Raw genomic sequence first — 21,929 nt, forward strand, 5'->3', positions numbered from 1 at the left:
GGGCAGGCGACGTGACCGCCCCGGGGCGTCACCTCGGCCCGGCCTCGCTCTCACGAGGGAGGCCGGATCTCGGCGGGGCGGAGTCGCGCGATGCTCACGACCCACGCGACGAGCACGCACAGCGTGGCCGTGAGGGCGAAGTGGGCCAGACCTGCGGTGAGGGAGTCGGTCCCGGTGCTGCCGTCGATGGCATAGCCGGACAGCTCGCGGGTGGACCACAGCGGGAGGAGCCAGGCGAGGGAACCGGAAGGATCGACCAGGAGCTGGAGCGACATGATCGAGAGCAGCGCGAGCGCTCCCTCGAGCTCGCGCGTGATGACCAGGCTCACGAGCGCGCCCAGGGGCGCGGCGACGCACACCGTCGTGACCAGGAGCAGCGCGATGCCGCCAAGCCGCGGCAGGTCGGGCTGGGTGATCGCGACGAGACCGAAGTAGACACCGGCCATGACCAGCCCGACGGCGAGCAGCGCGAGCTGTCGGCCGAAGAACAGGGTGGTGGGCCGTGCGCCCACCACGCTGAGCCGCCGGTCGAGGTGGCGCGAGCCGACGTGGCTGAACAGCGACAGCGTCGCGACCGCCCAGCCGATCCCGAGGGCGAGGAACCGGATCGCCTGCCAGTGCACGTCGAGGCGGACCAGGTAGAAGACCAGCGGGAGCAGGAGGACGAGCACCAGCGCGACGCGTCGCCTGCTCAACTCGCGCAGGCTCGTCGTCGCGACGGTCAGCAGCATCACGTCTCCTCCACCGGGGCCAGCTCGAGCACGTGGTCGACCCGGTCGAGGTCGTGCAGGAGGTGCGTCACGACGAGGACGCCGGCACCGGCGTCCCGCCAGCGGAACAGCTGGTCCCAGAAGTCGAGGTACGAGTCCTGGTCGAACCCTTGGTATGGCTCGTCCAGCAGGATCAGGTCGGGCCGGCCGAGCTCGCCGAGCACGACGTTGAGCTTCTGCTGCGTCCCACCCGACAGTTGTGCCACGACGCCGTCCGTACGCGCCCGCCACCCGAGCTGGGCGGCGAGGTGATCGCCGAGCGCCACCGACTTCCGGGCGGTCATCCGGTGGGCTGCTCCGAAGAGCCGGAAGTGCTCCGAGGGTGTCAGCAGAGGGGCGACGCCGTTCTGCTGGGGCGCGTACCCGATCCGCTCGGTGCGCTCGACCGTCCCGGACGAGGGCCTGGTCGACCCGGCGCAGATGTTGAGCAGCGTCGACTTCCCGGAGCCGTTGGCGCCCACGACCGCGGCCACCTCGCCTGCCCGGAGGGTGAGGTCGACGTCGCGCAGGACGTGTCGCCGCCGGTAGCGCTTGGACACGCCCAGCAGCCGCAGGACGACCGGGCCGAGCACGCGCGGCAGCGGCGCCGCGGCGGCGGCGCCGGACCGTGCGGCCTGTGCCAGCGTCCCGGCGTAGGCGACGGCGGGCCCGTACATCGCGGCCGGCTCGACGTCGGCGGCCCGGGACTCGGACAGGGCGTCCGCGGCGAGCTCGTCGGCCTGGGGGACGCCGATCCCCAGGTCGGTCAGGCGACCGCGAAGCTGTCTCGTCCACTCCTCGGCCGTCGTCATGGCGTCGCGCCGTTCCGGGCGGTCGCGGTCTCCGAGGGCTTCACGACGGCGTCCACAGCGGTGCGGAACTGGCGCCACGCCACCCGGCGCTCTCGGACGGCCGCGCGGCCGTCGTCGGTCAGCTCGTAGTACTTCCGCGGTGGACCGGAGGTGGACGGCTCCTTCTCGGTGCGCACGAGGCCCTGCGTCTCCAGGCGCAGGAGCGCCGGGTACAGCGTCCCGCCCGGGACCTCGTCGAACCCGGCCTGCACGAGCCTCTCGACGAGCCCTCGTCCGTAGTCCCTGCTCTCGTCGAGCAGGGACAGGAGGCACGCGTCGAGAAGCCCGTGGAGCCACTGCTGCCGCACGGTACGAGTCACATAGGTAGATTAATTTTCTACCGGTAGTCAGTCCACCTACCCACCGCGGTCGGTCGGGTCTCGTCAGGCGACGACGAACACCAGGGCGGCGATGGCGAAGCCCATCACGCCGATGGCCGTCTCCATGACGGTCCAGGTCTTCAGCGTCGTCTTGACGTCCATGTCGAAGAAGCGGCCGACGAGCCAGAACCCGGAGTCGTTCACGTGGCTGAGCACCACCGACCCGGCGGCGACCGAGACGACGATCGCGGCGAGCTCGACCGGGTTGAAGGATCCCGCCTCGACCGCCGGGGCGATGAGGCCGGCCGCCGTAGTGAGCGCGACGGTCGCCGACCCCTGCGCCACACGCAGGATCGCGGCGATGAGGAACCCGGCGACGATCACGGGGAGGCCGAGGTCGCTGAGCACCTCCGCGAGCGCGTCGCCGATGCCGGTGGCGCGCAGCACGCCACCGAACATGCCGCCCGCGCCCGTGATGAGGATGACGGAGCAGACCGGCCCGAGCGCGGAGTCGAGGGTCTTCTCCAGCGCCGTCCCGGTCACGCCGCGGCGCTTGCCGAGGACCCAGGCCGCGACGAGCACGGTGATGAGCAGCGCGACGGGCGTCGCGCCGATGGCCCGCAGGGCGAGCACGCCGGGGTTCTCGCGGTCGACGGCGCCCGCGGCCCCCAGCGCGTCGAGGCCCGTGTTGGCGAAGATCAGGATGAGCGGCAGCAGGAGGATCGTGATGACCGTGCCGAACTTCGGCGGGTTCTCGAGCTGGTCCTCGTCGGCCTTGCCGAGGATCGCGGGGATCGGGAGGTCGATGCGCTTCCCGACGTAGCGGCCGAACAGGTAGCTCGTGACGTACCACGTGGGGATCGCGACGACGAGGCCGAGCAGGATGACGATGCCGATGTTCGCGCCGAGGAACTCGGTCGCGGCGACGGGGCCGGGGTGCGGCGGCACGTAGATGTGCATGACCGAGAAGGCACCCGCGACGGGGAGGCCGTAGAGCAGGAGCGACCCGCCGAGCTTGCGCCCGACCGAGAAGACGATCGGCAGCATCACGACGAGGCCGGCGTCGAAGAAGATCGGGAACCCGAAGATGAGGGACGCGAGCCCGAGCGCGAACGGTGCGCGCTTCTCGCCGAACTTGTCGATGAGGAAGTCGGCCATCACCTGGGCGCCGCCGCTCGTCTCGACGAGCCGGCCGAGCATCGCACCGAGCCCGACGAGCAGGGCGACGGTGGCGAGCGTCGTGCCGAACCCTGCCGTGAGCACCTCGATGACGGACCCCGTGGGGATGCCGGCGACGAGCGCGGTGAGCAGGCTGACGACGATCAGGGCGAGGAACGCGTGGAGCTTGAGCTTGATGATGAGGAACAGCAGGAGCGCGATGGCGCCCGCGGCGATCGCGAGCAGCGGGCCCGCGGTCAGGGTCTGGGTCCAGTCCTCGGGGGGCATGGGTGTCTCCGTCGACGTCGTGGGGATGCGGTCAGGTAGGTCAGCGGGCCTCGGCGGTGCCGCGCAGGTGCGCTCGCGCGAGGATCTCCTCCACGAGCTGCTCGGGCGGCGCGGCGATGTCGAGCCGGAAGCCCCGCTCGTCGTCGGTCAGGGGCTCGAGCGTGGCGAGCTGTGACGGCAGGAGCGACGTCGGCATGAAGTGCCCGCTCCGGTGCTGCATGCGATCGGCCAGGAGCTCGGGCGACCCGTCGAGGTGCACGAAGCACACCTGGCCGCGCGCGGTGCGCAGCAGGTCGCGGTACGAGCGCCTGAGCGCGGAGCACGTCACGACGCCGGACCGGCCGGCGTCGGCCTCGCTGCTCAGCCAGTCGCGGATCGCCTCGAGCCACGGCCAGCGGTCCTCGTCGGTGAGCGGGGTGCCCGCGCTCATCTTGTCGATGTTGGCCTGCGGGTGGAACTGGTCGGCCTCGGCGTAGGTGATGCCGAGGTGGTCGCCGAGGAGCGTCGCGACCGTGGTCTTGCCCGAGCCGGCCACGCCCATGACGACGAGGTGCTCGGGTGCTGGTGCGGTGGAGCCGGGCGCCTGCGCCGGCGTGCCGGGAGCGTCTTCGCGTTCCGTGCTGTCCATGCGGATTCCTGTCCGGTCCGTTCGGACCGACGTCGACCGTCGACGTCGGTGTCGCGGCGCGGCCGTCGCGCCGTGCGTTCGAGGATGCATCATTGATCACACCATTGGCAAGTGATTGATCACACCAATGGTCACCACTAGGCTCGACGTCATGGCGACGACGGTCCTGCACACCACCGTGCTCGACTCTCTCGGGCGTCGCATCACCAGCGGCGACGTCGCCGCCGGCACGCCCCTCACGCTCGACGCGATCGGGACCGAGTTCGGCGTCTCGCGCACCGTCGCCCGCGAGGTCATGCGCCTCCTCGAAGGGCTCGGCCTCGTCCGCTCCGGGCGGCGCGTGGGCATCGTCGTGCTCGGCATGGACGCCTGGAACGTGCTCGACCCGCGCGTCATCCGCTGGCGGCTCGAGGGTCCCGGTCGTGACGCGCAGCTCCGCACGCTCACCGAGCTGCGCCACGCCGTCGAGCCGCTCGCCGCGGCGGGCGCCGCACGGAACGCGACGCAGGAGGTCCGCGACGAGCTCGTCGCGACCGCCGCGCGCATGCGGATGCTCGGCGAGGCGGGAGACCTCGAGGAGTTCCTCGCGCTCGACGTGCGCATGCACGAGCTCCTGCTCCGATCGAGCGGCAACGAGATGTTCGGGGCGCTCGCCGACGTCGTCGCCGCCGTGCTCTCCGGCCGGACGCACCTCGGGCTCATGCCTGCGTCGCCCGTCCCCGAGGCGCTCGACCAGCACGAGGCCGTCGCGCACGCCGTCGCGGAAGGCGACGCGGAGCGGGCCGAGGCGGCGATGGCGGCGCTGGTCGGCGAGGTGCGCAGCGCGCTCGGCGGCGTCTCGCCGTCCTCGTCAGTCTGACCCGCCGAACCCGGGGTCGTGTCCACCCGGGCGGATCCGCGGCGCGCAACCCCGGATCGGCTGACGCTCACCCGGGAACGGCGAGAGGCCCGAGGGGGATGGGTCCCGGCAGGCGGTCCCGTCAGCGCGCGTGGAGCCGGACCTCCGCCGCCTTGACGACGAACCAGACGCTCTCGCCGGGCGCGAGGCGCAGCTCGGCCACCGCGCGCGGGGTGAGGTCGGCGGCGAGGCGCGGGGCGTCGTCGCGCACGACGGCGGACCGCTCGCCCGGCCGGAGGTCGTCCCGCTCGACCCGGCCCCACGCGCGCAGCAGCGGGCCGTGCGGCTCGACGCTCGTGACGACCACGCGCCACGCGTTGCGCGGGCTGCCCTCCGGCGTCGCGCGGTGGACCGCGACCGTCCGCGGCTCGAAGACGGCCACGGCCGCGGAGCCGACGGCGAGCGGCTCGCCCGCCGTCCCCAGCACCCCGGTCTCGGTGCCGCCGACCGACAGCGCCGCCTCGTGCTCGACGGCCTCGACGGCTTCGACAGCCCTGAGGGCGGACCGCGTCGAGACCGGCACGGGTTCGGTGACGTCCGAGACCACTCCGGCGAGCAGGTTGACGCCCGCGAGCCTCGCCGCGAACCGGGACCGCGGACGCGTCAGCACCTCGGTGGCCGGGCCGTCCTCGACGACGCGGCCGTCCTCGAGCACGACGGCGCGGTCCGCCAGGAGCAGCACGTCCAGCAGGTCGTGGGTGACGAGCAGCGTCGTGCGCGGCCGGTCGCGCTGCGCGTCGTGCAGCACCGAGCGCACGCGCTGCGCGACCCCGACGTCGAGCGACGCGAGCGGCTCGTCCAGCAGGAGGACGCGCGGGTCCGTCGCGAGGGCGCGGGCGATCGAGACCCGCTGCGCCTGGCCGCCGGACAGCTCGGTCGCGCGGCGTCCCGCGAGGTCGTCGACGCCGACCCTTGCGAGGACGTCGAGCGCGGTGGCGCCGGCCGCGCCTCGCCCGGCACCGCGAGCCCTCGGGCCGAACGCGACGTTGCCGACGACCGAGAGGTGCTCGAACAGGAGCGGGCGCTGGCTGAGCCACGCGACGCGTCGGCCGCGCGGCGGCTCGCGCGTGACGTCGGCCCCGTCGACCGTGACGCGAGCGGACCGGGCCGCGGCGGGGGGCAGCAGCCCGGCGACCGCCTGGAGCAGCGTCGACTTTCCCGACCCGTTCTCCCCGAGCACGGCGACGACCTCTCCGGGAGCGACCGTGAGGTCGACGTCGAGCCCTCGCCCCGGCACGACGGCCCGCACGGCGAGCGAGGCGGCCGGCTCCGCCGCACCCATGGTCGCCTCGGCGACTTCCGCCGGGGTCCGTCGCCCGACACGCGCCGAGGCCCGGCGACCGACGAGGGGTCGGGGTAGGGACGCGCGCCCGACCGTGGCGGGTCTGGCGGGAGCGTCGCGAGGAACGAGCGGCGCGGATGGTAGGTCGGGCGCGCGTCCCCACCTCGGCCCCGGACCTGAGCGCCCGGCACCCGCGCCGTCGAGCACGCGCGGACCGTGGACCCCGGCGGTGATCACCACCGCGACGACGACGAGCACGAACGACAGCGCGACCGCGGCGTCAGGGTCGGCGCTGCGCTGCAGGTAGATCTCGAGCGGCAGCGTCTGCGTCACGCCCTGGAGCGCGCCCGCGAACGTGATCGTCGCGCCGAACTCGCCGAGGGCCCGCGCGAACGCGAGGACGGAGCCGGACAGCAGCGCCGGCAGCACGCGGGGGAGCGTGACCCGGCGCAGCACGGTCGTCGGGCGTGCGCCGAGCGTCGCGGCGACGTCCTCGAACCGGGTGTCCTGGGTGCGCAGCGCGCCCTCGAGGCTGAGGACGAGGAACGGGAGCGCGACGAACGTCTGGGCCAGCACGACCGCCGTCGTCGTGAACGCGATCTCGATCCCGAGCACCTCGAGGTGCTGCCCGATCAGGCCACGCCGCCCGAACGTGTGGAGCAGCGCGATGCCGCCCACCACGGGCGGCAGCACGAGCGGGAGCAGGACCAGCGCGCGCGCGACCCGCTGCCCGGGGAACGTCGTGCGCGCGAGGACGAGCGCCATCGGCGTGCCGACGACGACGCAGCACGCGGTGGCGGCGAGCGACGTCCGCAGCGACAGCCAGAGCGCGTCGACCGCGGTCGGCGACGTGACGAGCGACCAGAGCCCCCCCGTCCCGTCCGCACCCGGCGCGAGATCGACACGGGCGGCCATCGCCACGAGCGGCACGACGACGAACAGGGCCCCGAGCGCCGCCGGGACGAGCAGCCAGCGGGGGAGCGTGCGCATCAGCCGGTTCCTGGCACGGCGCGGCTCATGGTCATGGTCACGGCGTGCCGAAGCCCGCCTCGGCGAGCGCGGCCCGGCCGGTCTCGCCGGTCACGAGGTCCACCCACGCCTGCGCGAGCTCCCGCTGCTCCGCCCCGGCGTCGGTCGCGGCCGCGACCACGGCGATCGGGTACGTGTTGAGCGCCGCGTCGGTCTCGGGCACGTCGACGACCTCGACGTCGTGCCCCGCGAGCGCTGCGTCCGTGACGTAGACGAGCCCGGCGTCGGCCTCACCCGCGGTGACCTTGCCGAGCACGTCGGTGACGCTCGCCTCCTCGCTCACGCGGTGGATCGTCACGCCCGCGGCGTCGGCGACCGTCTCCGTCGCGCTCCCGCACGGCACCTCGGGCGCGCACACGACGACCTTGACGTCGTCGCGGGCGAGGTCGGCGAACGACCCGACGCCCGCGGGGTTGCCCGGAGGCGTGACGACCGTCAGCGTGTTCGTCGCGAACGCGACCGGGTCGTCCGCGTCACCGGCCTCGACGACACGGTCCATGGTCCGCTCGTCGGCGGGCGCGAAGACGTCGGCCGGCGCTCCCGCGAGGATCTGGTCACCCAGGTCCGACGACCCCGCGAACGAGAGCGTCACCGTCACGCCGTCGTGCTCCGACTCGAAGTCCGTCGCGAGGTCGGTGAACACGTCGCGCAGCGACGCCGCCGCGAGCACGGTCAGCGTGCGATCCTGCGGTGCCCCGGCCTCCGCGTCCGCGCCGCACGCCGCGAGGCCGACCGCGAGCGCCAGCGAGCCCAGTGCGGCCGTGCCCCGGGCGGCTGCGCTCACGCTGCGCCACCAGGGGTCTCGACGATGACGGTCGTCGCCTTGACCACCGCGACGGCGAGACTCCCGGGCTCGAGCCGCAGCTCCCGGACGGCCTCCGTGCTCATGAGCGACACGACGCGCTGCCCGCCGCACAGCATCTCGACCTGCGACATGACCTGGTCGCTCACGACATCCGTCACGATGCCCACGAACCGGTTGCGCGCCGAGCGCGCGACCCCCGACGGGTCCGGCGTCGGGTGCGACTGCGCGACCGCGAACCGCGCGAGCTCCGCGCCGTCGACCACCTTGCGCCCGGCGGCGTCGGTGCTCGCGGCGAGGTCCCCGGCGTCGACCCACCGGCGGACGGTGTCGTCGCTCACGCCGAGAAGACTCGCGGTCTGACTGATCCGAAAGTGCGGCATGAGAACGATCATAGACCCGCATGTGCGGGTTGTTGCCCACTCTTGGGCAGTCGGTCCGCGGACGGTGCGCCGCCGGTGCTCGGGCTGTCCGCGCCGTCACCTCGCACGGTCGGCCGTGCGTCTGAGGAGCGCGGCCTTGACGCCCTTCGCATCCGACGTCGCACCGCCCGCTCGGCCGTCGTCTCGCCGCGGTCTCGGTCGTGCACGACGCCGCTGCGTCCGCTCCTCCACCCTCTCGCCCTGGCGATCCGGCCGGGACGCGCCGTCGCCGTCGGCTCGCGACCTCACCGCGCCGGAAGCAGGCCTGCCACGAGTGCGTCGATCACGTCGTCGACCGGGACCTCCGGGTCGACCGGTGTCGTCAACCGGTCGAAGAGGAGCCCGTCGATCGCGTAGTGGAACAGGGCGATCTCCCTGCGCCCGCCGGGCAGGCCTGCCGACCGGTTGAACTCGACGTCGGCCTCGAACCCCGCGCGCAGCCACGGCTCGAGCACGGCGGCGAGCTCCGGCCGGCGCCCGGAGGCGAGCCGCAGCTCGAACAGGGCTCGGGTGACGTCGGGGTCGGCGGACAGCCGCCGCACGATGTCGCGGAGGTAGTCGGCGAACAGCGCGCGACTGGGCTGCTGTGCTGCTCGCCGGGCCAGGTCCTCCGGTGTCGGCGCGAGCCGGGCCCCGATGCGCTCGAACAGCCCGGCGACGAGCGCGTCACGGCTCCTGAAGTAGTTCGACGTCGTTCCCGTGGGAACCCCGGCCTCGTCGTCGATCGCTCGATGCGTCAGGCCGCGCGACCCCTCGCGTGCGAGCACGGCGATCCCCGCGTCCGCCAGTGCGCTGCGTCGTGCCGGGTTCTTCGCCATGCGCCGACGATAGCCCGACCACTGCACCTGTTGTAGTCTCCAACCACTGCACCTGTAGTTATTGGAGACTCTGATGCGAGAAGTGACCTATTACGCCGCCGTCAGCCTCGACGGGTACATCGCCGGTCCGGGCGGTGAGTTCGACGCCTTCCTCGCCGAGGGCGATCACATGGGACCGATCTGGGAGCGGTTTCGTGGCACCGCGCCGACGCGGCTGGCCGAGGCGGTCGGCCTCCCGGTCGACGACGGCCCGTTCGACACCGTTCTCATGGGATGGAACACCTACGCCGTCGGCCTTCCCGACCACCACCTGCCGAACCCGTACGAGCACCTGCGGCAGATCGTCTTCTCCCGCGCGCACGAGGCGCCTCCCGGGAGCGAGGGGGTGCACGTCACGGACTCCGACCCGGTGGAGACCGTCCGCGCGCTCAAGCAGGAGGACGGCAAGGGGATCTGGCTGTGCGGCGGGGGCGTTCTCGCCGCGGTGCTCGCCGACGAGATCGACCGGCTCGCGCTGAAGATCAACCCCGTCCTTCTCGGTGGGGGGATACCGCTCTTCGGCGCGCGGGACTACGCGCCGCAGCGGTGGGAGAACACCGGCACGCAGACCTTCGGGTCCGGCGTGACGCTCGCGGAGTACGCCCGGTCGTGAGGTCCGCACCCGTCGGGGGAGGACCTGAGGCCCGAGGGCGCGGCTGCTCCACGATCGGGGGGTGTGGCACCCTCGTCCCGTGAACGACACGACCACCCGGGGCGACGTGCGCGTCGCCGTCGAGGACCCGTCGGCGACCGACGTCCTCGCGCTGCTGCAGGAGCACCTCGACGACATGTTCGCGACGTCGCCGCCGGAGAGCGTGCACGCGCTCGACGTCGAGCGGCTGCGGGTCCCGGAGATCACGTTCGTCACGGCGCGCTCGGCCGAGGGGACCCTGCTCGGCTGCGGCGCGCTCAAGGAGCACGCGGGCGGGCTCGGGGAGCTCAAGTCGATGCGCACGACGGCGGCCGCGCGCGGGCGAGGGGTCGCGACGACGGTGCTGGTGTTCCTGCTCGACGAGGCACGACGCCGAGGGATGGACCGGGTGAGCCTGGAGACCGGCACGGAGGCCTACTTCGCTCCGGCGCGTCGTCTCTACGCGCGGCACGGGTTCGTCGGGTCCCCGCCGTTCGCCGACTACACCGACGACCCGAACAGCGTGTTCATGACCCTGGGCCTCCAGGTCCGCTGACCGACGGCCACCACCGCCGAGAAGTGGGTTCCCGCCCCGAGCTCTGCTGATCCCGGGGCGGAAACCCACTTCTCGGCGGTGGTGGTGCTGTCGGCGTGCGGTGCGGTCATGCCTCGAGCTTCAGGCGTGCACCGAGCGCGACGGCCGCGACCACGGAGGCGCCTGCGACGAGCACGGCGTCCTTGAGGACGTACTGGCCCATGAGCGTCATGCCGTCGCCGAAGAGCTCGCCGAAGAACAGGAGCAGCGGGGACAGGATGCCGACCAGGGCGACGGCGAGCGCGAGCAGGCCGATCTTCAGGAAGCGGCCGGTGACGAGAGACAGGCCGATGAACGTCTCGAGCACGGCGGTGAAGAGCACCGCAGCGGTGCCGCCGACGAGCCCGAACGTGAGCGTCTCGACGGTGCGTGCGGCGATGGTCTCGGCAGGGCTGCCGCCCGGCACGAACTTCAGGACGCCGAAGCCGAGGAAGACCAGGCCGATCGCGACGCGCAGCGCCGGCACCGACCAGCGTGTGAGGAACCGCGCGGTCGCGGCGACGGCGGTGTCGACGTGCCCGGTGACCGTGGCGACGAGCTGACGCGTCGGCGGGGCGGCGGCCGGAGCGGCGGGACCGGCGGTGACCACCGGACGTGGTGCGACGGCCGGGGTGGCGTGTGTCGGGGCCGGGTGGAACATGGTGAAGCCTCCTCCAGGTGGTGGGAGCAGCCGGTGTGGCCGCCTCTGGAAGGAGGGGAGCGCAGGACCCCGTGGGGCGTCCTCGCGCCGTTTTCACCCAGGCGGGTGGCGGAGTGCCGTCACCGCCGCTTCGGCGCGGAGGACGGGTCCCAGCCGGGTCGCGGCTCGCGCGACGTCGTCGACGCGTCGCGCGAGCGGTACACGACGTAGGGCCTGAACAGGTACGGGACCGGCGCCGAGAAGGCGTGCACGAGGCGCGTGAACGGCCACACGGCGAACAGGAGCATCGCGGCGACGACGTGGACCTGGAACGCGGTGGGGACCCCGGCCATCAGCTCGGGCTGCGGCTGGAGGTACCAGAGCGAGCGGTACCAGGGGGAGATCGTCTCGCGGTAGTCGTAGCCGTGGCCGCCCGCCAGGATCTGGGTCTGCACGGTGGCCCACGCCCCCGAGAGGATGGATGCCCCGAGGAACACGTACATCCCCTTGTCCACGCGCGTCGTCGCGAGGAACACGGGCCCGGTGGTGCGCCGCCGGTAGATGAGGATGAGGAGTCCCGCGACGGCGACGACGGCCGCGACCGTTCCCATCGACGTCGCGATGAAGTGGTAGAACCCCTCGCTGATGCCGACGGCCTCGGTCCACGCCTTCGGCACGACGAGCCCCAGCAGGTGCCCGAGCACGACGAACAGCAGCCCGAAGTGGAACAGCGGCGAGCCGAGGCGCAGGAGCCTCTTCTCGTAGAGCTCGCTCGACCGGGTGGTCCAGCCGAACTTGTCGTAGCGGTACCGCCAGATCGACCCGACGACGAGCACCGCGAACGTCACGTACGGCAGCACGACCCAGAGCAGGACCTCGCCCGCGCTCACGCCGCTCATCGCCGTCCACCCCGCTCGTCCGTGTCCGTCGGCCCGAACGGCGCGAGCCCCTCGAGCCCGACCATCTCGCTCGGCGGGCCCGCCGTGACGAGCGCCTCGTAGCGGCGCTCGGCCGCCTCGTCGAGCGGCGGCAGCGTGAGGCACACGGCTTCGACGACCCCTGTCCACGGCGCTCCCGTGTCCGCGAGCGCCGCCCGCAGCACCTCGATCCCGTCGCGGTGCATGCCCAGGAGCCCGGCGGCGATGGTCGCGTCGTCGCCGGTCGTGCGGGCCGAGAACTCGAGCACGGTCGGCAGGTAGTCCGGCAGCTCCGGCCCGCCCGCGGACGTCCGGGCGGCGAGCTCCCAGCCGGCGGCACGGTACGCCTCGACGAACCGGACGAGCGCGATCCCGCGCCTCCGGGTGTCCCCGGCGGCGTAGTACGAGAGGTACATCGAGCACTTGCGCTTGAGGTCGAACGTCGCGACGTAGAGCGCCTGGAGCTCGCGGAGCCCGCGGGGACCGGGTCCGTCCGTCCCGCCCGTGCCCGACGCCGCGTGGTCCAGCAGGTCGCAGAACCCGCCGAGCCGCTCGGCCACCGGGGCCGGCAGCCCGGGCAGGGCGGGCCGGACGGCGGCAGCGGCGGCGAGCACGTCGTCGTCGGGATAGGCGAGCAGGAGCGAGGCGGCCATGTGCGCGGTCCGGCGCTGGGCCGCCGTCGTGGGGACGGGGGCGACCGCCCGGGCGGCGTCGTCGGCGGTCCTGGCGCCGCGGCGTCGGGCCCCTGGGCGCAGGCGGGGCAGCGGGAGGAGCGAGGTCATCGCACACCGCCCGTGGTGTCCGGGGGTCCGGGACTCGGGGGCTCGCCCGACGACTCCACGCCGCCGGGGGCGTCGTGGCGCGCGTCCTGCCGTCCACCGGGAAGCGTGCCGGGCGCACCGGGCGGGGTGCCGCCGCCCTGCCCGACCGCCGCCGCGTGACCCGTCTCCATCTCGGGCGGGAACAGCCCGGCGGGACGCCCCCTGCCGTCCCAGTTGAGCAGGTTCACGCGCGACGTGGTCGACGGCTCGTGCGGCGAGTCCGCCGTCTGGCGGGCCTGGAGCACGTGGAAGTTCTCGACGGCGACGGGCATCGGCTGCCCGGAGGACGACCCGAACGGTCCACCGCCACCCATGGTCGTCCCGCCGTACCCGCCCATGCCCGGGCCGCCGTCGACGTCGAGCGAGCACGCCATCTCGTCGAGCTCGCGCGCGATCTCCGTGTGCGCGGTGGGGATGACGTAGCGCTCCTCGTACTTCGCGATCGCCAGGAGCCGGTACATCTCCTGCACCTCGCGTCCCGTCATCCCGACCGCGGTCGCGTTCTCCTCGGGGAACGCGTTGCCGAGGTTGACCTCGCGCATCGACGAGCGCATCGCCGCGAGGCGTCGCAGCACCTTCTCCACAGGTGCCGTGTCGCCCGCGGTGAACAGCCCGGCGAGGTACTCGAGCGGGATGCGCAGCTGCGAGATCGCGGCGAAGAGCGTGCGCCCGTCCTCGCCGTCGTTGCCGGACGCCGTGACGGTGTCGACGACAGGGGACAGCGGTGGGATGTACCAGACCATCGGGAGCGTGCGGTACTCGGGGTGCAGCGGCAGCGCGACCTCGTACTCGGAGATGAGCTTCCAGATCGGCGACGCCTGCGCCGCGGTGATCCAGTCGTCGGGGATGCCCTCGCGACGGGCCGCGGCGACGACCTCGGGGTCGTGCGGGTCGAGCAGGATCGAGCGCTGCGCGGCGAGCAGGTCGTGCTCGTCCTCGGCGGCCGCGGCGGTCGAGACGCGGTCGGCGTCGTAGAGCACGAGACCGAGGTAGCGCAGGCGGCCCACGCACGTCTCGGAGCACACCGTCGGCAGCCCCACCTCGAGCCGCGGGTAGCACAGCGTGCACTTCTCGGCCTTGCCGGTCTTGTGGTTGAAGTAGACCTTCTTGTACGGGCATCCGGTCACGCACATGCGCCAGCCGCGGCACTGGTCCTGGTCGACGAGCACGATGCCGTCCTCGGCCCGCTTGTACATCGCGCCGGACGGGCACGACGCCACGCACGCCGGGTTGAGGCAGTGCTCGCAGATGCGCGGCAGGTAGAACATAAACGTCTTCTCGAGCTCTTCGGCGACGTGCTCGCTCATGTGCTGCAGCACCGGGTCCTGCTGCATGGTCGCCGTGGAGCCCCCGAGGTCGTCGTCCCAGTTCGCCGACCACGAGATCTGCATGTTCTCGCCCGTGAGCAACGACTTGGGGCGCGCGACGGGTGTGTGCTTGCCCTGCGGCGCCGAGAGGAGCATGTCGTACTCGTAGGTCCACGGCTCGTAGTAGTCGTGGATCGACGGCAGCTTCGGGTTGGAGAAGATCGTCGCGAGCTTCTTGAGCCGCCCGCCGGCGCGCAGCTTGAGCTTCCCGCTCCTCGTGCGGACCCAGCCGCCCTCCCACCTCTCCTGGTCCTGGTACGTCCGCGGGTAGCCCAGCCCCGGGCGCGTCTCGACGTTGTTGAACCACACGTACTCCACGCCCGTGCGGTTCGTCCACGCCTGCTTGCACGTCACCGAGCACGTGTGGCACCCGATGCACTTGTCGAGGTTCATGACCATCGACATCTGCGCCATGACTCTCACGCCGTCACCCCCTCGCGCCGGTCGACACGGTCACGTTCCGCTCCGGACTCGTCCCTCGCCCTGCGCGTCACCGTTCCACCGACCTTCACTGGTACCGGACCTCCTGCGAGCGCCGCCGGATCACCGTCATCTCGTCCCGCTGGTTGCCCGTCGGGCCGAGGTAGTTGAACGCGTACGACAGCTGCGCGTACCCGCCCGCGAGATGCGTCGGCTTGAGGAGGATCCGCGTCAGCGAGTTGTGGATGCCGCCGCGCAGCCCCGACGTCTCCGCGAGGGGCACGTCGATCGTCCGGTCGGTCGCGTGGTGCATGTAGACCGTGCCCTCGGGCATGCGGTGGCTCACGACCGCGCGTGCCACGACGACGCCGTTGCGGTTGTACGCCTCGATCCACTCGTTGTCCGCGACGCCGATCTTCGCCGCGTCGGCGGGGCTCATCCACACGTTCGGCCCGCCGCGCGACAGCGACAGCATGAAGAGGTTGTCCTGGTACTCCGAGTGGATCGACCACTTGTTGTGCGGGGTGAGGTACCGGACCGCGACCTCGGCGTGCCCGTCCGAGCCCGGGTAGCCCGACGGCGACGTGTCGCCCACCACGGGCGAGTCGCCGAACAGGCGGTGCATGTCGAGCGGCGGCCGGAACACCGGCAGGTGCTCGCCCAGCTCGATCATCCAGTCGTGGTCGAGGTAGAAGTGCTGGCGCCCGGTGAGCGTGTGCCACGGCTTGAGCCGCTCCACGTTGACGACGAACGCCGAGTACCGACGCCCGCCGTGCTCCGAGCCGGACCACTCGGGAGACGTGACGACCGCCGTCGGGCGCGACTGCACGTCCGGGAACGTGATCCGCACGCCCTCCTCCTCGCGGGCCAGGTCCGCGAGCGGCGTGCCCGTGCGCTTCTCGAGGTTCTCGAACCCCTGCACCGCGAGCCGGCCGTTCGTCGTCCCGGACAGGGCGAGGATCATCTCGCACGCGTGCGTGTCCTTGTCGAGGCGCGGGCGCCCGGCGGCCGGTCCGTCCTGGACGACGCCGTTGCTCCGGCCCAGGCGGCGCACCTCCTCGTCCGGCATGAACGCGACGCCCTTCGTCGCCATCCCGGCGGTGTCAGTGAGCGGTCCGAGCGCCGCCATGCGCGCCGCGAACGCGGGGTAGTCGCGCTCCACGACGACGAGCTTCGGCATGGTGCGGCCGGGCACGAGCTCGCGCTCCGTCATCGGGGCGCCGGAGTCGGGGAGCGCGCCGTGCGGCACCGCCATCTCGTCGGGGGTGTCGTGCTGCAGCGGCACGGCGACGAGGTCCTCGCGCACCCCGAGGTGCGTCACCGCCATCTCGGAGACCTTCGCCGCGATCGTGTGGAACGTCGCGAAGTCCGTGCGCGTCTGCCACGGCGGGTCGACCGCCGGGTTGAACGAGTGCACGAACGGGTGCATGTCCGTCGACGACAGGTCGTGCTTCTCGTACCAGGTCGCGGCCGGCAGCACGACGTCGCTGAACAGCGTCGTCGACGTCATGCGGAAGTCCATCGTCACGAGCAGGTCGAGCTTGCCCTGCGGCGCCTCGTCGCGCCACGTCATGGTCTGCGGCCGCCGGTCGGGCCCCGACTCCGACGCGTTCACCGCCGCGTCCGTGCCCAGCAGGTGCTTGAGGAAGTACTCGTTGCCCTTGCCCGACGACCCGAGGATGTTCGCGCGCCACACCGTCACGACGCGCGGGAAGTTCTCCGACGCGTCCGGGTCCTCGCACGCGAACCGCAGGTTCCCCGACCTCAGCTCGTCGACGACGTGCTGCGCGGGCTCCTTGCCCGCCGCGCGCGCCTCGTCCACCAGGTCGAGCGGGTTGCGGTCGAACGTCGGGTAGCTCGGCATCCACCCGCGCTGCGCCGACTCGACGAGCGTGTCGGCCGTCGTGCGCCCGGCGAACTGCCCCTGCGCGAGCGGCGACGCCAGGGCGTCCGCCGGCAGCCCGTCGTAGCGCCACTGGTCCGTCGCGAGGTACCAGAACGCCGTCCCGATCATCTGCCGCGGCGGGCGCACCCAGTCCAGCCCGCCCGCGTACTGCGCCCAGCCCGTGACCGGGCGGCACTTCTCCTGCCCCACGTAGTGCGCCCAGCCGCCGCCGTTCACGCCCTGGCAGCCCGTGAGCGTCGTCAGCGCCAGCATCGCGCGGTAGATCGTGTCCGAGTGGAACCAGTGGTTCGCGCCCGCGCCCATGATGATCATCGAGCGCCCGCCCGAGTCGAGCGCGTTCTGCGCGAACTCCCGGCCGATGCGCTCCGCGGCCGGCGCGGGCACCCCCGTGAACTGCTCCTGCCACGCCGGCGTGCCCGGCGTCGAGGGGTCGTCGTAGCCCGTCGGCCACTCGCCCGGCAGGCCGAGCTCCGGCCGGTCGACGCCGTACTGCGCGAGCATGAGGTCCAGGACCGTCGTCACCACGTGGTCCCCGACGCGGCGCACCGGGACACCGCGCACGACGACGCCGGAGCCGCCCGTGTGGGCGGAGGCGTCGTCGCCCGGCGTCGGGTCGAGGTCGAACCGCGGGAGCGCGACCTGGACCGTCTCGTAGGTGTCCGGGGCGCTGTGGCCGGGTCCGGCGGGGGCGGGGGCGGGCGGCGTCGGGGCTCGGGCTACCCTCCGCGCCGCTCGTCCCTCGCGTCGCTCCCGCCAGGCCCGCCACGCCCTTCGCCTCCGACGCCGCCCCCGTCCCCGCCTCCGCGGCCGTCTCGCCTTCGTGCGCTGCCGAGGTAGTACCGCGGTCCGCTGAGGTAGTACCGCGGTCTGGCGAGGTAGTACCGCCGTCGGTCGAGCCGCGGGTCGGGGCGCCGCCCGGGGCGCCGAAGAAGGCGCCGTGCGGGTCGGCGACGGAGAGGAGCGGGTCGATGTCGCCCAGGTCGAGGTTCCAGCGGCCCGCGTCGGCGTCGCCGTAGCGGTGGCCGAGGGAGCCGTTCGGGATCCGGGGCGTGCCGTCGGCGTCGAGGACCACCGTCTTGAACGCCGCGTTCGCGGGCGGGGAGCCGTCGGGCGCGGGCGCAGCGGCGGCCGCGGCGAGCATCTGGTCGGGCAGGTCCGCGGCGGTGAGGAACTTGGCCGGGAGGTACGTGCCGTCGTCGCGCTGCTCGAGGCGCACGAGGTGCGGGAGGTCCGTGAAGCGGGCGCCGTACTGCGCGAACTCGGGCGTGCGGCGTCGGGCGTAGTGCTCGGTGAGGATCACGTGGCCCATGGCCTGGGCGACGGCGCCGTCCGTGCCCGGCTGCGGGGCGAGCCACTCGTCGGCGAACTTCGTGTTGTCCGCGTAGTCCGGCGAGACGACCACGACCTTCTGGCCGCGGTAGCGCGCCTCGGCCATGAAGTGGGCGTCGGGCGTGCGGGTCACGGGGACGTTCGAGCCCCACATGATGCAGTAGGTCGAGTTCCACCAGTCGGCGGACTCCGGGACGTCGGTCTGGTCGCCGAAGACCTGGGGCGACGCGACCGGGAGGTCGGCGTACCAGTCGTAGAACGAGAGCATCGTGCCGCCGAGCATCTGCACGAACCGCGCGCCGACGCCGTGCGACACCATCGACATCGCGGGGATCGGGGAGAACCCGGCGACGCGGTCGGGGCCCCACCGCTTGATCGTGTGCACGTGCGCCGCCGCGACGATCTCCGCCGCCTCGTCCCACGACGCGCGCACGAGCCCGCCCTTGCCGCGCGCCGCCTTGTAGGCGCGCGAGGCGTCCGGGTCGGACGTGAGGAACTCCCACGCGAGCACCGGGTCGCCCCCGACGGTCGCCTTCGCCCGCCGGTACAGGTCGAGCAGGACGCCGCGCACGTACGGGTAGCGGACCCGTGTGGGGGAGTAGGTGTACCAGGAGAACGCGGCGCCGCGCGGGCACCCCCGTGGCTCGTACTCCGGCGAGTCCGGGCCCACCGAGGGGTAGTCCGTCTGCTGCGTCTCCCACGTGATGATGCCGTCCTTGACGTACACCTTCCACGAGCACGACCCCGTGCAGTTCACGCCGTGCGTCGAGCGCACGACCTTGTCGTGCGACCACCGGTCCCGGTAGAAGACGTCGCCCTCGCGACCGCCGCGCAGGAAGACGTGACGGAGGTCGGCGGACACCTCGCCGCGGCGCAGGTGCTTGCCCAGGCGGAGCAGCGCGTCCTCGACGGCGTTGTCGGGCACGGTGGACTGCGACATGCGGCCTCCTGGGCGAGCAGGGTGGGCGTGGTCGGTCGTCGTCCACTATGCCGAGGAACGTCGGGGACCGCGCGGCGAGCGCGCGGTCCCCGACGTGCCGGCTCCTGCGGGTGGTCAGCCGCAGTCGGCCGCCGCGAACGGGGTCTCGACGACGACCGGTTCGCCGTCGTCCCCGACGACGGTGAGGGACACGGAGCCCGCCGCGACCGACGCCGCCCGGGTGCTGAACGACTGGTAGGCGCTGCGCTGCGGCGCGACGTCCGTGAACGTGCGCTCCCCGGTGGGCGTCGCGAGGGTCACGTCGACCGGGGTGTCCCCGACGTTCTCCGCGCGGACGGCGACGTACGCCGTCCCGGCGAGGCAGCGGACGTCGGCCTGCGTCGTCACGGGCGGCAGCTCGCGCACCCGGATGTCGCGGTACGACACCACGTCCGGCGCGGAGCCGTGCGCCTGCACCCCCACGTACCCGACCAGGCCGCGGCTGCTCGAGTCCGGGTCGAGCGGCCGGCCCGGGAAGGGGACGCCGGGCAGGTTCTCGTACTCGTTGATCACGACGCCGTTGCGGATCACCGTGTAGTGCTGCCCGACGACGCGCACCTCCAGCTCGTTCCACGTCCCCTTGGGCGTGGGCATGGCCCGGTCGAGCCCGATGTCGGCGAAGCCGTAGATCGACCCCGTCTTGCGCGGGTCGTTCGACCCGCCCTCGGGCGAGTCGTTCACCTGGATCTCGTGGCCGCAGTTCACCGCGATCCACGACAGGTTGCCGGTCTCGCTCCCGTTGAAGGTCGTCGGGCAGCCTTCGACGGGCCCGTCCAGGGCGGGGAAGCGGACCTGCACGCCGCTGTTCCCGCGCAGGTCGCCCGGGGCGTCGTCGCGGAACTCGAGCGTCAGGGAGAAATCGCCGTACTGGCGGACCGGGTACCAGAGCGTGCCGAAACCGCCGTCCTCGCCGACCCGGCTGCGGATCGTGCCGTCGTCGAGCAGGTCGAACCCGCCGTCGCCGGCGTACTCCCACGCGTCGAACGACTCCTGCGTCCCGTCGAAGATCACCTCGTAGCCGTCGTCGGCAGCCTGGGGGGTGACGACCGGGGCGGCGGAGGCAGGCGTCGCGAGGGCGAACGCCACGACGACCGCGGTGCCGCCGGCGAGCCGGGCAGCGTGCCCGGTTCCCCACCGGGGCGCGCGGCGGGAGGTCACGGACCGGGAGGTGCTCATCGGAACTCCTTCGTTCGGCGGGCCACGAGGGAGCGGCGCCGGTGCCGTCATCCCTCCACCCACCCTAGGCACGTGCCCCGTGGTCTCGCGCGACGGCTGCGCCGGCTCCGGCGTCGGTACCGTGCCCCCATGAGCGAGCACCCGCGACAGCCCTCCGTCGACGTCCACGTCGTCGTCGTCACCGTGTCCGACCGCTGTGCGCGCGGTGAGGCCGAGGACCGGTCCGGCCCGCTCCTGGTCGGGCTCCTCGCGGACGCGGGGTACCGCCGCGTCGGCACCGACCTCGTGCCCGACGGCGCCGCGTCGGTCCGCGACGCCGTCGCCCGGGCCGTCGCCTCCGGGGCGCGCGTCGTGCTGACGACGGGCGGGACCGGCGTCGGGCCACGCGACCTGACGCCCGAGGGGACGCGCCTGGTCGTGGACCAGGAGGTCCCCGGCATCGCCGAGGAGCTGCGTCGGCGCGGCGCCGCGCACGTGGCCGCCGCGGTGCTGTCGCGCGGGATCGCCGGGACCTCCCCGGGACCGGACGGTCGCGTGCTCGTCGTCAACCTGCCCGGTTCGACGGGCGGGGTGCGCGACGGCTGGGCCGTTCTCGAGCCGCTCGTGCCGCACGTGCTGTCGCAGCTCGGCGGCGGCGACCACTGACCTCGCGGTCGCAGGTCCGCGCCGAACTCCGGGCGTCAGCCCCCGGCGAAGGGTGGCAGGACGTCGACGAGCTCGTCGGCGCTCACGGGTGCGGCGTCGTCGGACGCGCGGACGCCGCCCACGAGCAGCGAGCAGCGCGGCAGGACGTCGGCCAGGGCCGGGTGCCGCGAGACGAGCGCCGCGTGCAGCGCGCCGACGGTCGTCGCGACGACGGTCTCCGACTCGACCCCCGCGGCCTCGCGGGCACCGGCGAAGTACCGGACGGTCGCCACGGTCAGGCCTCCGGCGTCTCGGTGCCGGGCAGCTCGGGCTCCACGGTCCAGGCGAGAGCGAGCTCGGTGGCGCGAGCCAGCACGTCCTCGATCGGGTGGTCGGCCCCCTCGCCCGCGGCCATCCCGGCGACGTACCCCGCGATGAACGTCGTGAGCGGGGCCGCAGGACGCTCGACGCCGTGGGCCGCGTCGCGCGCGAGGTCGAGGACGGCCCCGATGTCGACGACCTCGGGGTCGAGGTCGTACTCGTCGACGAGGGCGTCCACCCAGCGCTCGAGGTTGGTCATCGCGGCCTCCTGTCCTCGGGGGTGGCGTCCGCCGCGCGGTCGGTCCCGGCGCGACGGTCGTGCTCGTGGGCATCCTGCCACGTGTCCACGTCGTCGGTGAGGCCGGCCGCGTCGTCGACGGTCCGGGCCGGCAGCGCGCCGAGCAGGCGGTGGGCGGGCGCGCCGTCGACGCCACCCGCCGCGCGCAGCCGCGCGACCGCGGCGTCGAGCGCGTCACGGCGGTAGAGACCCACGAGCCACTGGTCGCGGCCGTCGCGCACGGCGCGGACCGCGTCCACGCGGTCGCCGGTGGCGTCGGTGTCGGAGCCCGCGGCTGCCGCGAGCAGGAGCGGGACGGCGTCCGCGGCCTGGGGGACGTCGCACGCGAGCACGAGCACCCAGGGTGCGGCGGCGTCGGCGGGCAGGGCGGCGAGGCCCGCCGCGATCCCGGCCGCCGGCCCGCCGAACGGGGGGTCCTCGCGCGTCAGCAGGTAGCGGGCCGGCCCGACGGTGGGGTCGGCGAGGTCGGCCGGCCCGACGACGACCGTCGCCCGCGCGCCCGACGTCGCCGCGAGCGCGTGCTCGAGCAGGGGTCGGCCGGCGACGACGAGGCCCGGCTTCGGCGTCCCGAGCCGCTCCGCGCGCCCGCCGGCGAGCACCACGGCGTCGTACGGCGGAGGTCCGGACGGTTCGGCACCCGAG

21 protein-coding genes and 3 pseudogenes are annotated in these 21,929 nt (G+C 73.5%); 4 read left to right on the plus strand and 20 right to left on the minus strand.

Annotated elements, in window-relative coordinates:
• Positions 1-50 precede the first annotated feature (50 nt).
• The 5 genes from NFS20_RS00700 to NFS20_RS00720 form a co-directional block, all read right to left on the minus strand.
• Entirely contained in the window at positions 51-731 is a 681-nt protein-coding gene (locus NFS20_RS00700) for an ABC transporter permease (RefSeq protein WP_251149838.1), read from the minus strand.
• The gene (locus NFS20_RS00705) at positions 731-1,561 is read right to left on the minus strand and encodes an ATP-binding cassette domain-containing protein (protein ID WP_251149839.1); all 831 of its coding nucleotides are present in this window, start codon (positions 1,559-1,561) and stop codon (positions 731-733) included. Before NFS20_RS00705 ends, NFS20_RS00700 begins: the two co-directional genes overlap by 1 nt.
• Positions 1,558-1,920 carry a PadR family transcriptional regulator gene (locus NFS20_RS00710; RefSeq protein ID WP_251149840.1) on the minus strand — a complete coding sequence of 121 codons (363 nt, stop codon included), beginning with the start codon at positions 1,918-1,920 and terminating at the stop codon, positions 1,558-1,560. The genes NFS20_RS00705 and NFS20_RS00710 overlap by 4 nt, the downstream gene beginning before the upstream one ends.
• 63 nt (positions 1,921-1,983) lie before the next feature.
• A complete protein-coding gene (locus NFS20_RS00715; protein WP_251149841.1) occupies positions 1,984-3,366 on the minus strand; it encodes a GntP family permease in 1,383 nt (460 codons plus the stop codon).
• 40 nt (positions 3,367-3,406) lie between these two features.
• Positions 3,407-3,994, minus strand: a complete 588-nt coding sequence (locus NFS20_RS00720; protein WP_463104392.1) for a gluconokinase — start codon at positions 3,992-3,994, stop codon at positions 3,407-3,409.
• A 151-nt stretch (positions 3,995-4,145) separates the two neighbouring features.
• Between NFS20_RS00720 and NFS20_RS00725 the strand changes: the two genes are divergently transcribed.
• On the plus strand, positions 4,146-4,853 hold the full coding sequence (locus NFS20_RS00725) for a FadR/GntR family transcriptional regulator (RefSeq protein ID WP_251149842.1): 708 nt from the start codon (positions 4,146-4,148) through the stop codon (positions 4,851-4,853).
• A 121-nt stretch (positions 4,854-4,974) separates the two neighbouring features.
• Here the strand turns inward: NFS20_RS00725 and NFS20_RS00730 are convergent, their stop codons facing one another.
• The 5 genes and pseudogenes from NFS20_RS00730 to NFS20_RS00750 form a co-directional block, all read right to left on the minus strand.
• The gene (locus NFS20_RS00730) at positions 4,975-6,174 is read right to left on the minus strand and encodes a sulfate/molybdate ABC transporter ATP-binding protein (RefSeq protein WP_251150554.1); all 1,200 of its coding nucleotides are present in this window, start codon (positions 6,172-6,174) and stop codon (positions 4,975-4,977) included.
• 213 nt (positions 6,175-6,387) lie between these two features.
• Positions 6,388-7,164 (minus strand): annotated as a pseudogene (locus tag NFS20_RS00735) (ABC transporter permease); the annotation flags it as partial.
• 37 nt (positions 7,165-7,201) lie between these two features.
• Entirely contained in the window at positions 7,202-7,987 is a 786-nt protein-coding gene (gene modA, locus NFS20_RS00740; protein WP_251149843.1) for a molybdate ABC transporter substrate-binding protein, read from the minus strand.
• Entirely contained in the window at positions 7,984-8,388 is a 405-nt protein-coding gene (locus tag NFS20_RS00745) for a TOBE domain-containing protein (RefSeq protein ID WP_251149844.1), read from the minus strand. The genes modA and NFS20_RS00745 overlap by 4 nt, the downstream gene beginning before the upstream one ends.
• Before the next feature lie 284 nt (positions 8,389-8,672).
• Complete coding sequence (locus NFS20_RS00750; RefSeq protein ID WP_251149845.1) at positions 8,673-9,245, minus strand: TetR/AcrR family transcriptional regulator; 573 nt, start codon at positions 9,243-9,245, stop codon at positions 8,673-8,675.
• A 73-nt stretch (positions 9,246-9,318) separates the two neighbouring features.
• Between NFS20_RS00750 and NFS20_RS00755 the strand changes: the two genes are divergently transcribed.
• Positions 9,319-9,897, plus strand: a complete 579-nt coding sequence (locus NFS20_RS00755) for a dihydrofolate reductase family protein (RefSeq protein ID WP_251149846.1) — start codon at positions 9,319-9,321, stop codon at positions 9,895-9,897.
• A gap of 79 nt (positions 9,898-9,976) precedes the next feature.
• On the plus strand, positions 9,977-10,471 hold the full coding sequence (locus NFS20_RS00760) for a GNAT family N-acetyltransferase (RefSeq protein ID WP_251149847.1): 495 nt from the start codon (positions 9,977-9,979) through the stop codon (positions 10,469-10,471).
• A 106-nt stretch (positions 10,472-10,577) separates the two neighbouring features.
• Here the strand turns inward: NFS20_RS00760 and NFS20_RS00765 are convergent, their stop codons facing one another.
• The 7 genes and pseudogenes from NFS20_RS00765 to NFS20_RS00795 all read right to left on the minus strand — a co-directional run bounded on the left by NFS20_RS00765 (position 10,578) and on the right by NFS20_RS00795 (position 20,044).
• Positions 10,578-11,150, minus strand: coding sequence for a DoxX family protein (locus tag NFS20_RS00765; protein ID WP_251149848.1), 573 nt, complete (start codon positions 11,148-11,150; stop codon positions 10,578-10,580).
• A 119-nt stretch (positions 11,151-11,269) separates the two neighbouring features.
• Positions 11,270-12,028, minus strand: a complete 759-nt coding sequence (gene narI, locus NFS20_RS00770) for a respiratory nitrate reductase subunit gamma (protein ID WP_251149849.1) — start codon at positions 12,026-12,028, stop codon at positions 11,270-11,272.
• Positions 12,025-12,828, minus strand: coding sequence for a nitrate reductase molybdenum cofactor assembly chaperone (narJ, locus tag NFS20_RS00775; RefSeq protein ID WP_251149850.1), 804 nt, complete (start codon positions 12,826-12,828; stop codon positions 12,025-12,027). Before narJ ends, narI begins: the two co-directional genes overlap by 4 nt.
• The gene (narH, locus tag NFS20_RS00780) at positions 12,825-14,657 is read right to left on the minus strand and encodes a nitrate reductase subunit beta (protein WP_285821088.1); all 1,833 of its coding nucleotides are present in this window, start codon (positions 14,655-14,657) and stop codon (positions 12,825-12,827) included. The genes narJ and narH overlap by 4 nt, the downstream gene beginning before the upstream one ends.
• A gap of 85 nt (positions 14,658-14,742) precedes the next feature.
• Positions 14,743-17,211 (minus strand): annotated as a pseudogene (locus tag NFS20_RS00785) (molybdopterin-dependent oxidoreductase); the annotation flags it as partial.
• Between the two features lie 283 nt (positions 17,212-17,494).
• Positions 17,495-18,829 (minus strand): annotated as a pseudogene (locus NFS20_RS00790) (molybdopterin-dependent oxidoreductase); the annotation flags it as partial.
• A 114-nt stretch (positions 18,830-18,943) separates the two neighbouring features.
• The gene (locus NFS20_RS00795) at positions 18,944-20,044 is read right to left on the minus strand and encodes a 3-keto-disaccharide hydrolase (protein WP_251149852.1); all 1,101 of its coding nucleotides are present in this window, start codon (positions 20,042-20,044) and stop codon (positions 18,944-18,946) included.
• Positions 20,045-20,173: 129 nt separating this feature from the next.
• Here NFS20_RS00795 and NFS20_RS00800 point away from each other — a divergent pair, with 129 nt between their 5' ends.
• A complete protein-coding gene (locus NFS20_RS00800) occupies positions 20,174-20,689 on the plus strand; it encodes a MogA/MoaB family molybdenum cofactor biosynthesis protein (protein ID WP_251149853.1) in 516 nt (171 codons plus the stop codon).
• 35 nt (positions 20,690-20,724) lie between these two features.
• Here NFS20_RS00800 and NFS20_RS00805 read toward each other — a convergent pair whose 3' ends face one another.
• Genes NFS20_RS00805 through mobA form a run of 3 tightly spaced genes read right to left on the minus strand, consistent with a single transcriptional unit; the run spans position 20,725 to position 21,886 of the window.
• The gene (locus NFS20_RS00805) at positions 20,725-20,961 is read right to left on the minus strand and encodes a MoaD/ThiS family protein (protein ID WP_251149854.1); all 237 of its coding nucleotides are present in this window, start codon (positions 20,959-20,961) and stop codon (positions 20,725-20,727) included.
• Between the two features lie 2 nt (positions 20,962-20,963).
• Entirely contained in the window at positions 20,964-21,248 is a 285-nt protein-coding gene (locus tag NFS20_RS00810) for a DUF6457 domain-containing protein (protein ID WP_251149855.1), read from the minus strand.
• The gene (mobA, locus tag NFS20_RS00815; RefSeq protein ID WP_251149856.1) at positions 21,245-21,886 is read right to left on the minus strand and encodes a molybdenum cofactor guanylyltransferase; all 642 of its coding nucleotides are present in this window, start codon (positions 21,884-21,886) and stop codon (positions 21,245-21,247) included. The genes NFS20_RS00810 and mobA overlap by 4 nt, the downstream gene beginning before the upstream one ends.
• Between the last annotated feature and the right edge of the window lie 43 nt (positions 21,887-21,929).

The organism is Cellulosimicrobium sp. Marseille-Q4280 (genome assembly GCF_943181405.1).
Taxonomy (GTDB): domain Bacteria; phylum Actinomycetota; class Actinomycetes; order Actinomycetales; family Cellulomonadaceae; genus Cellulosimicrobium.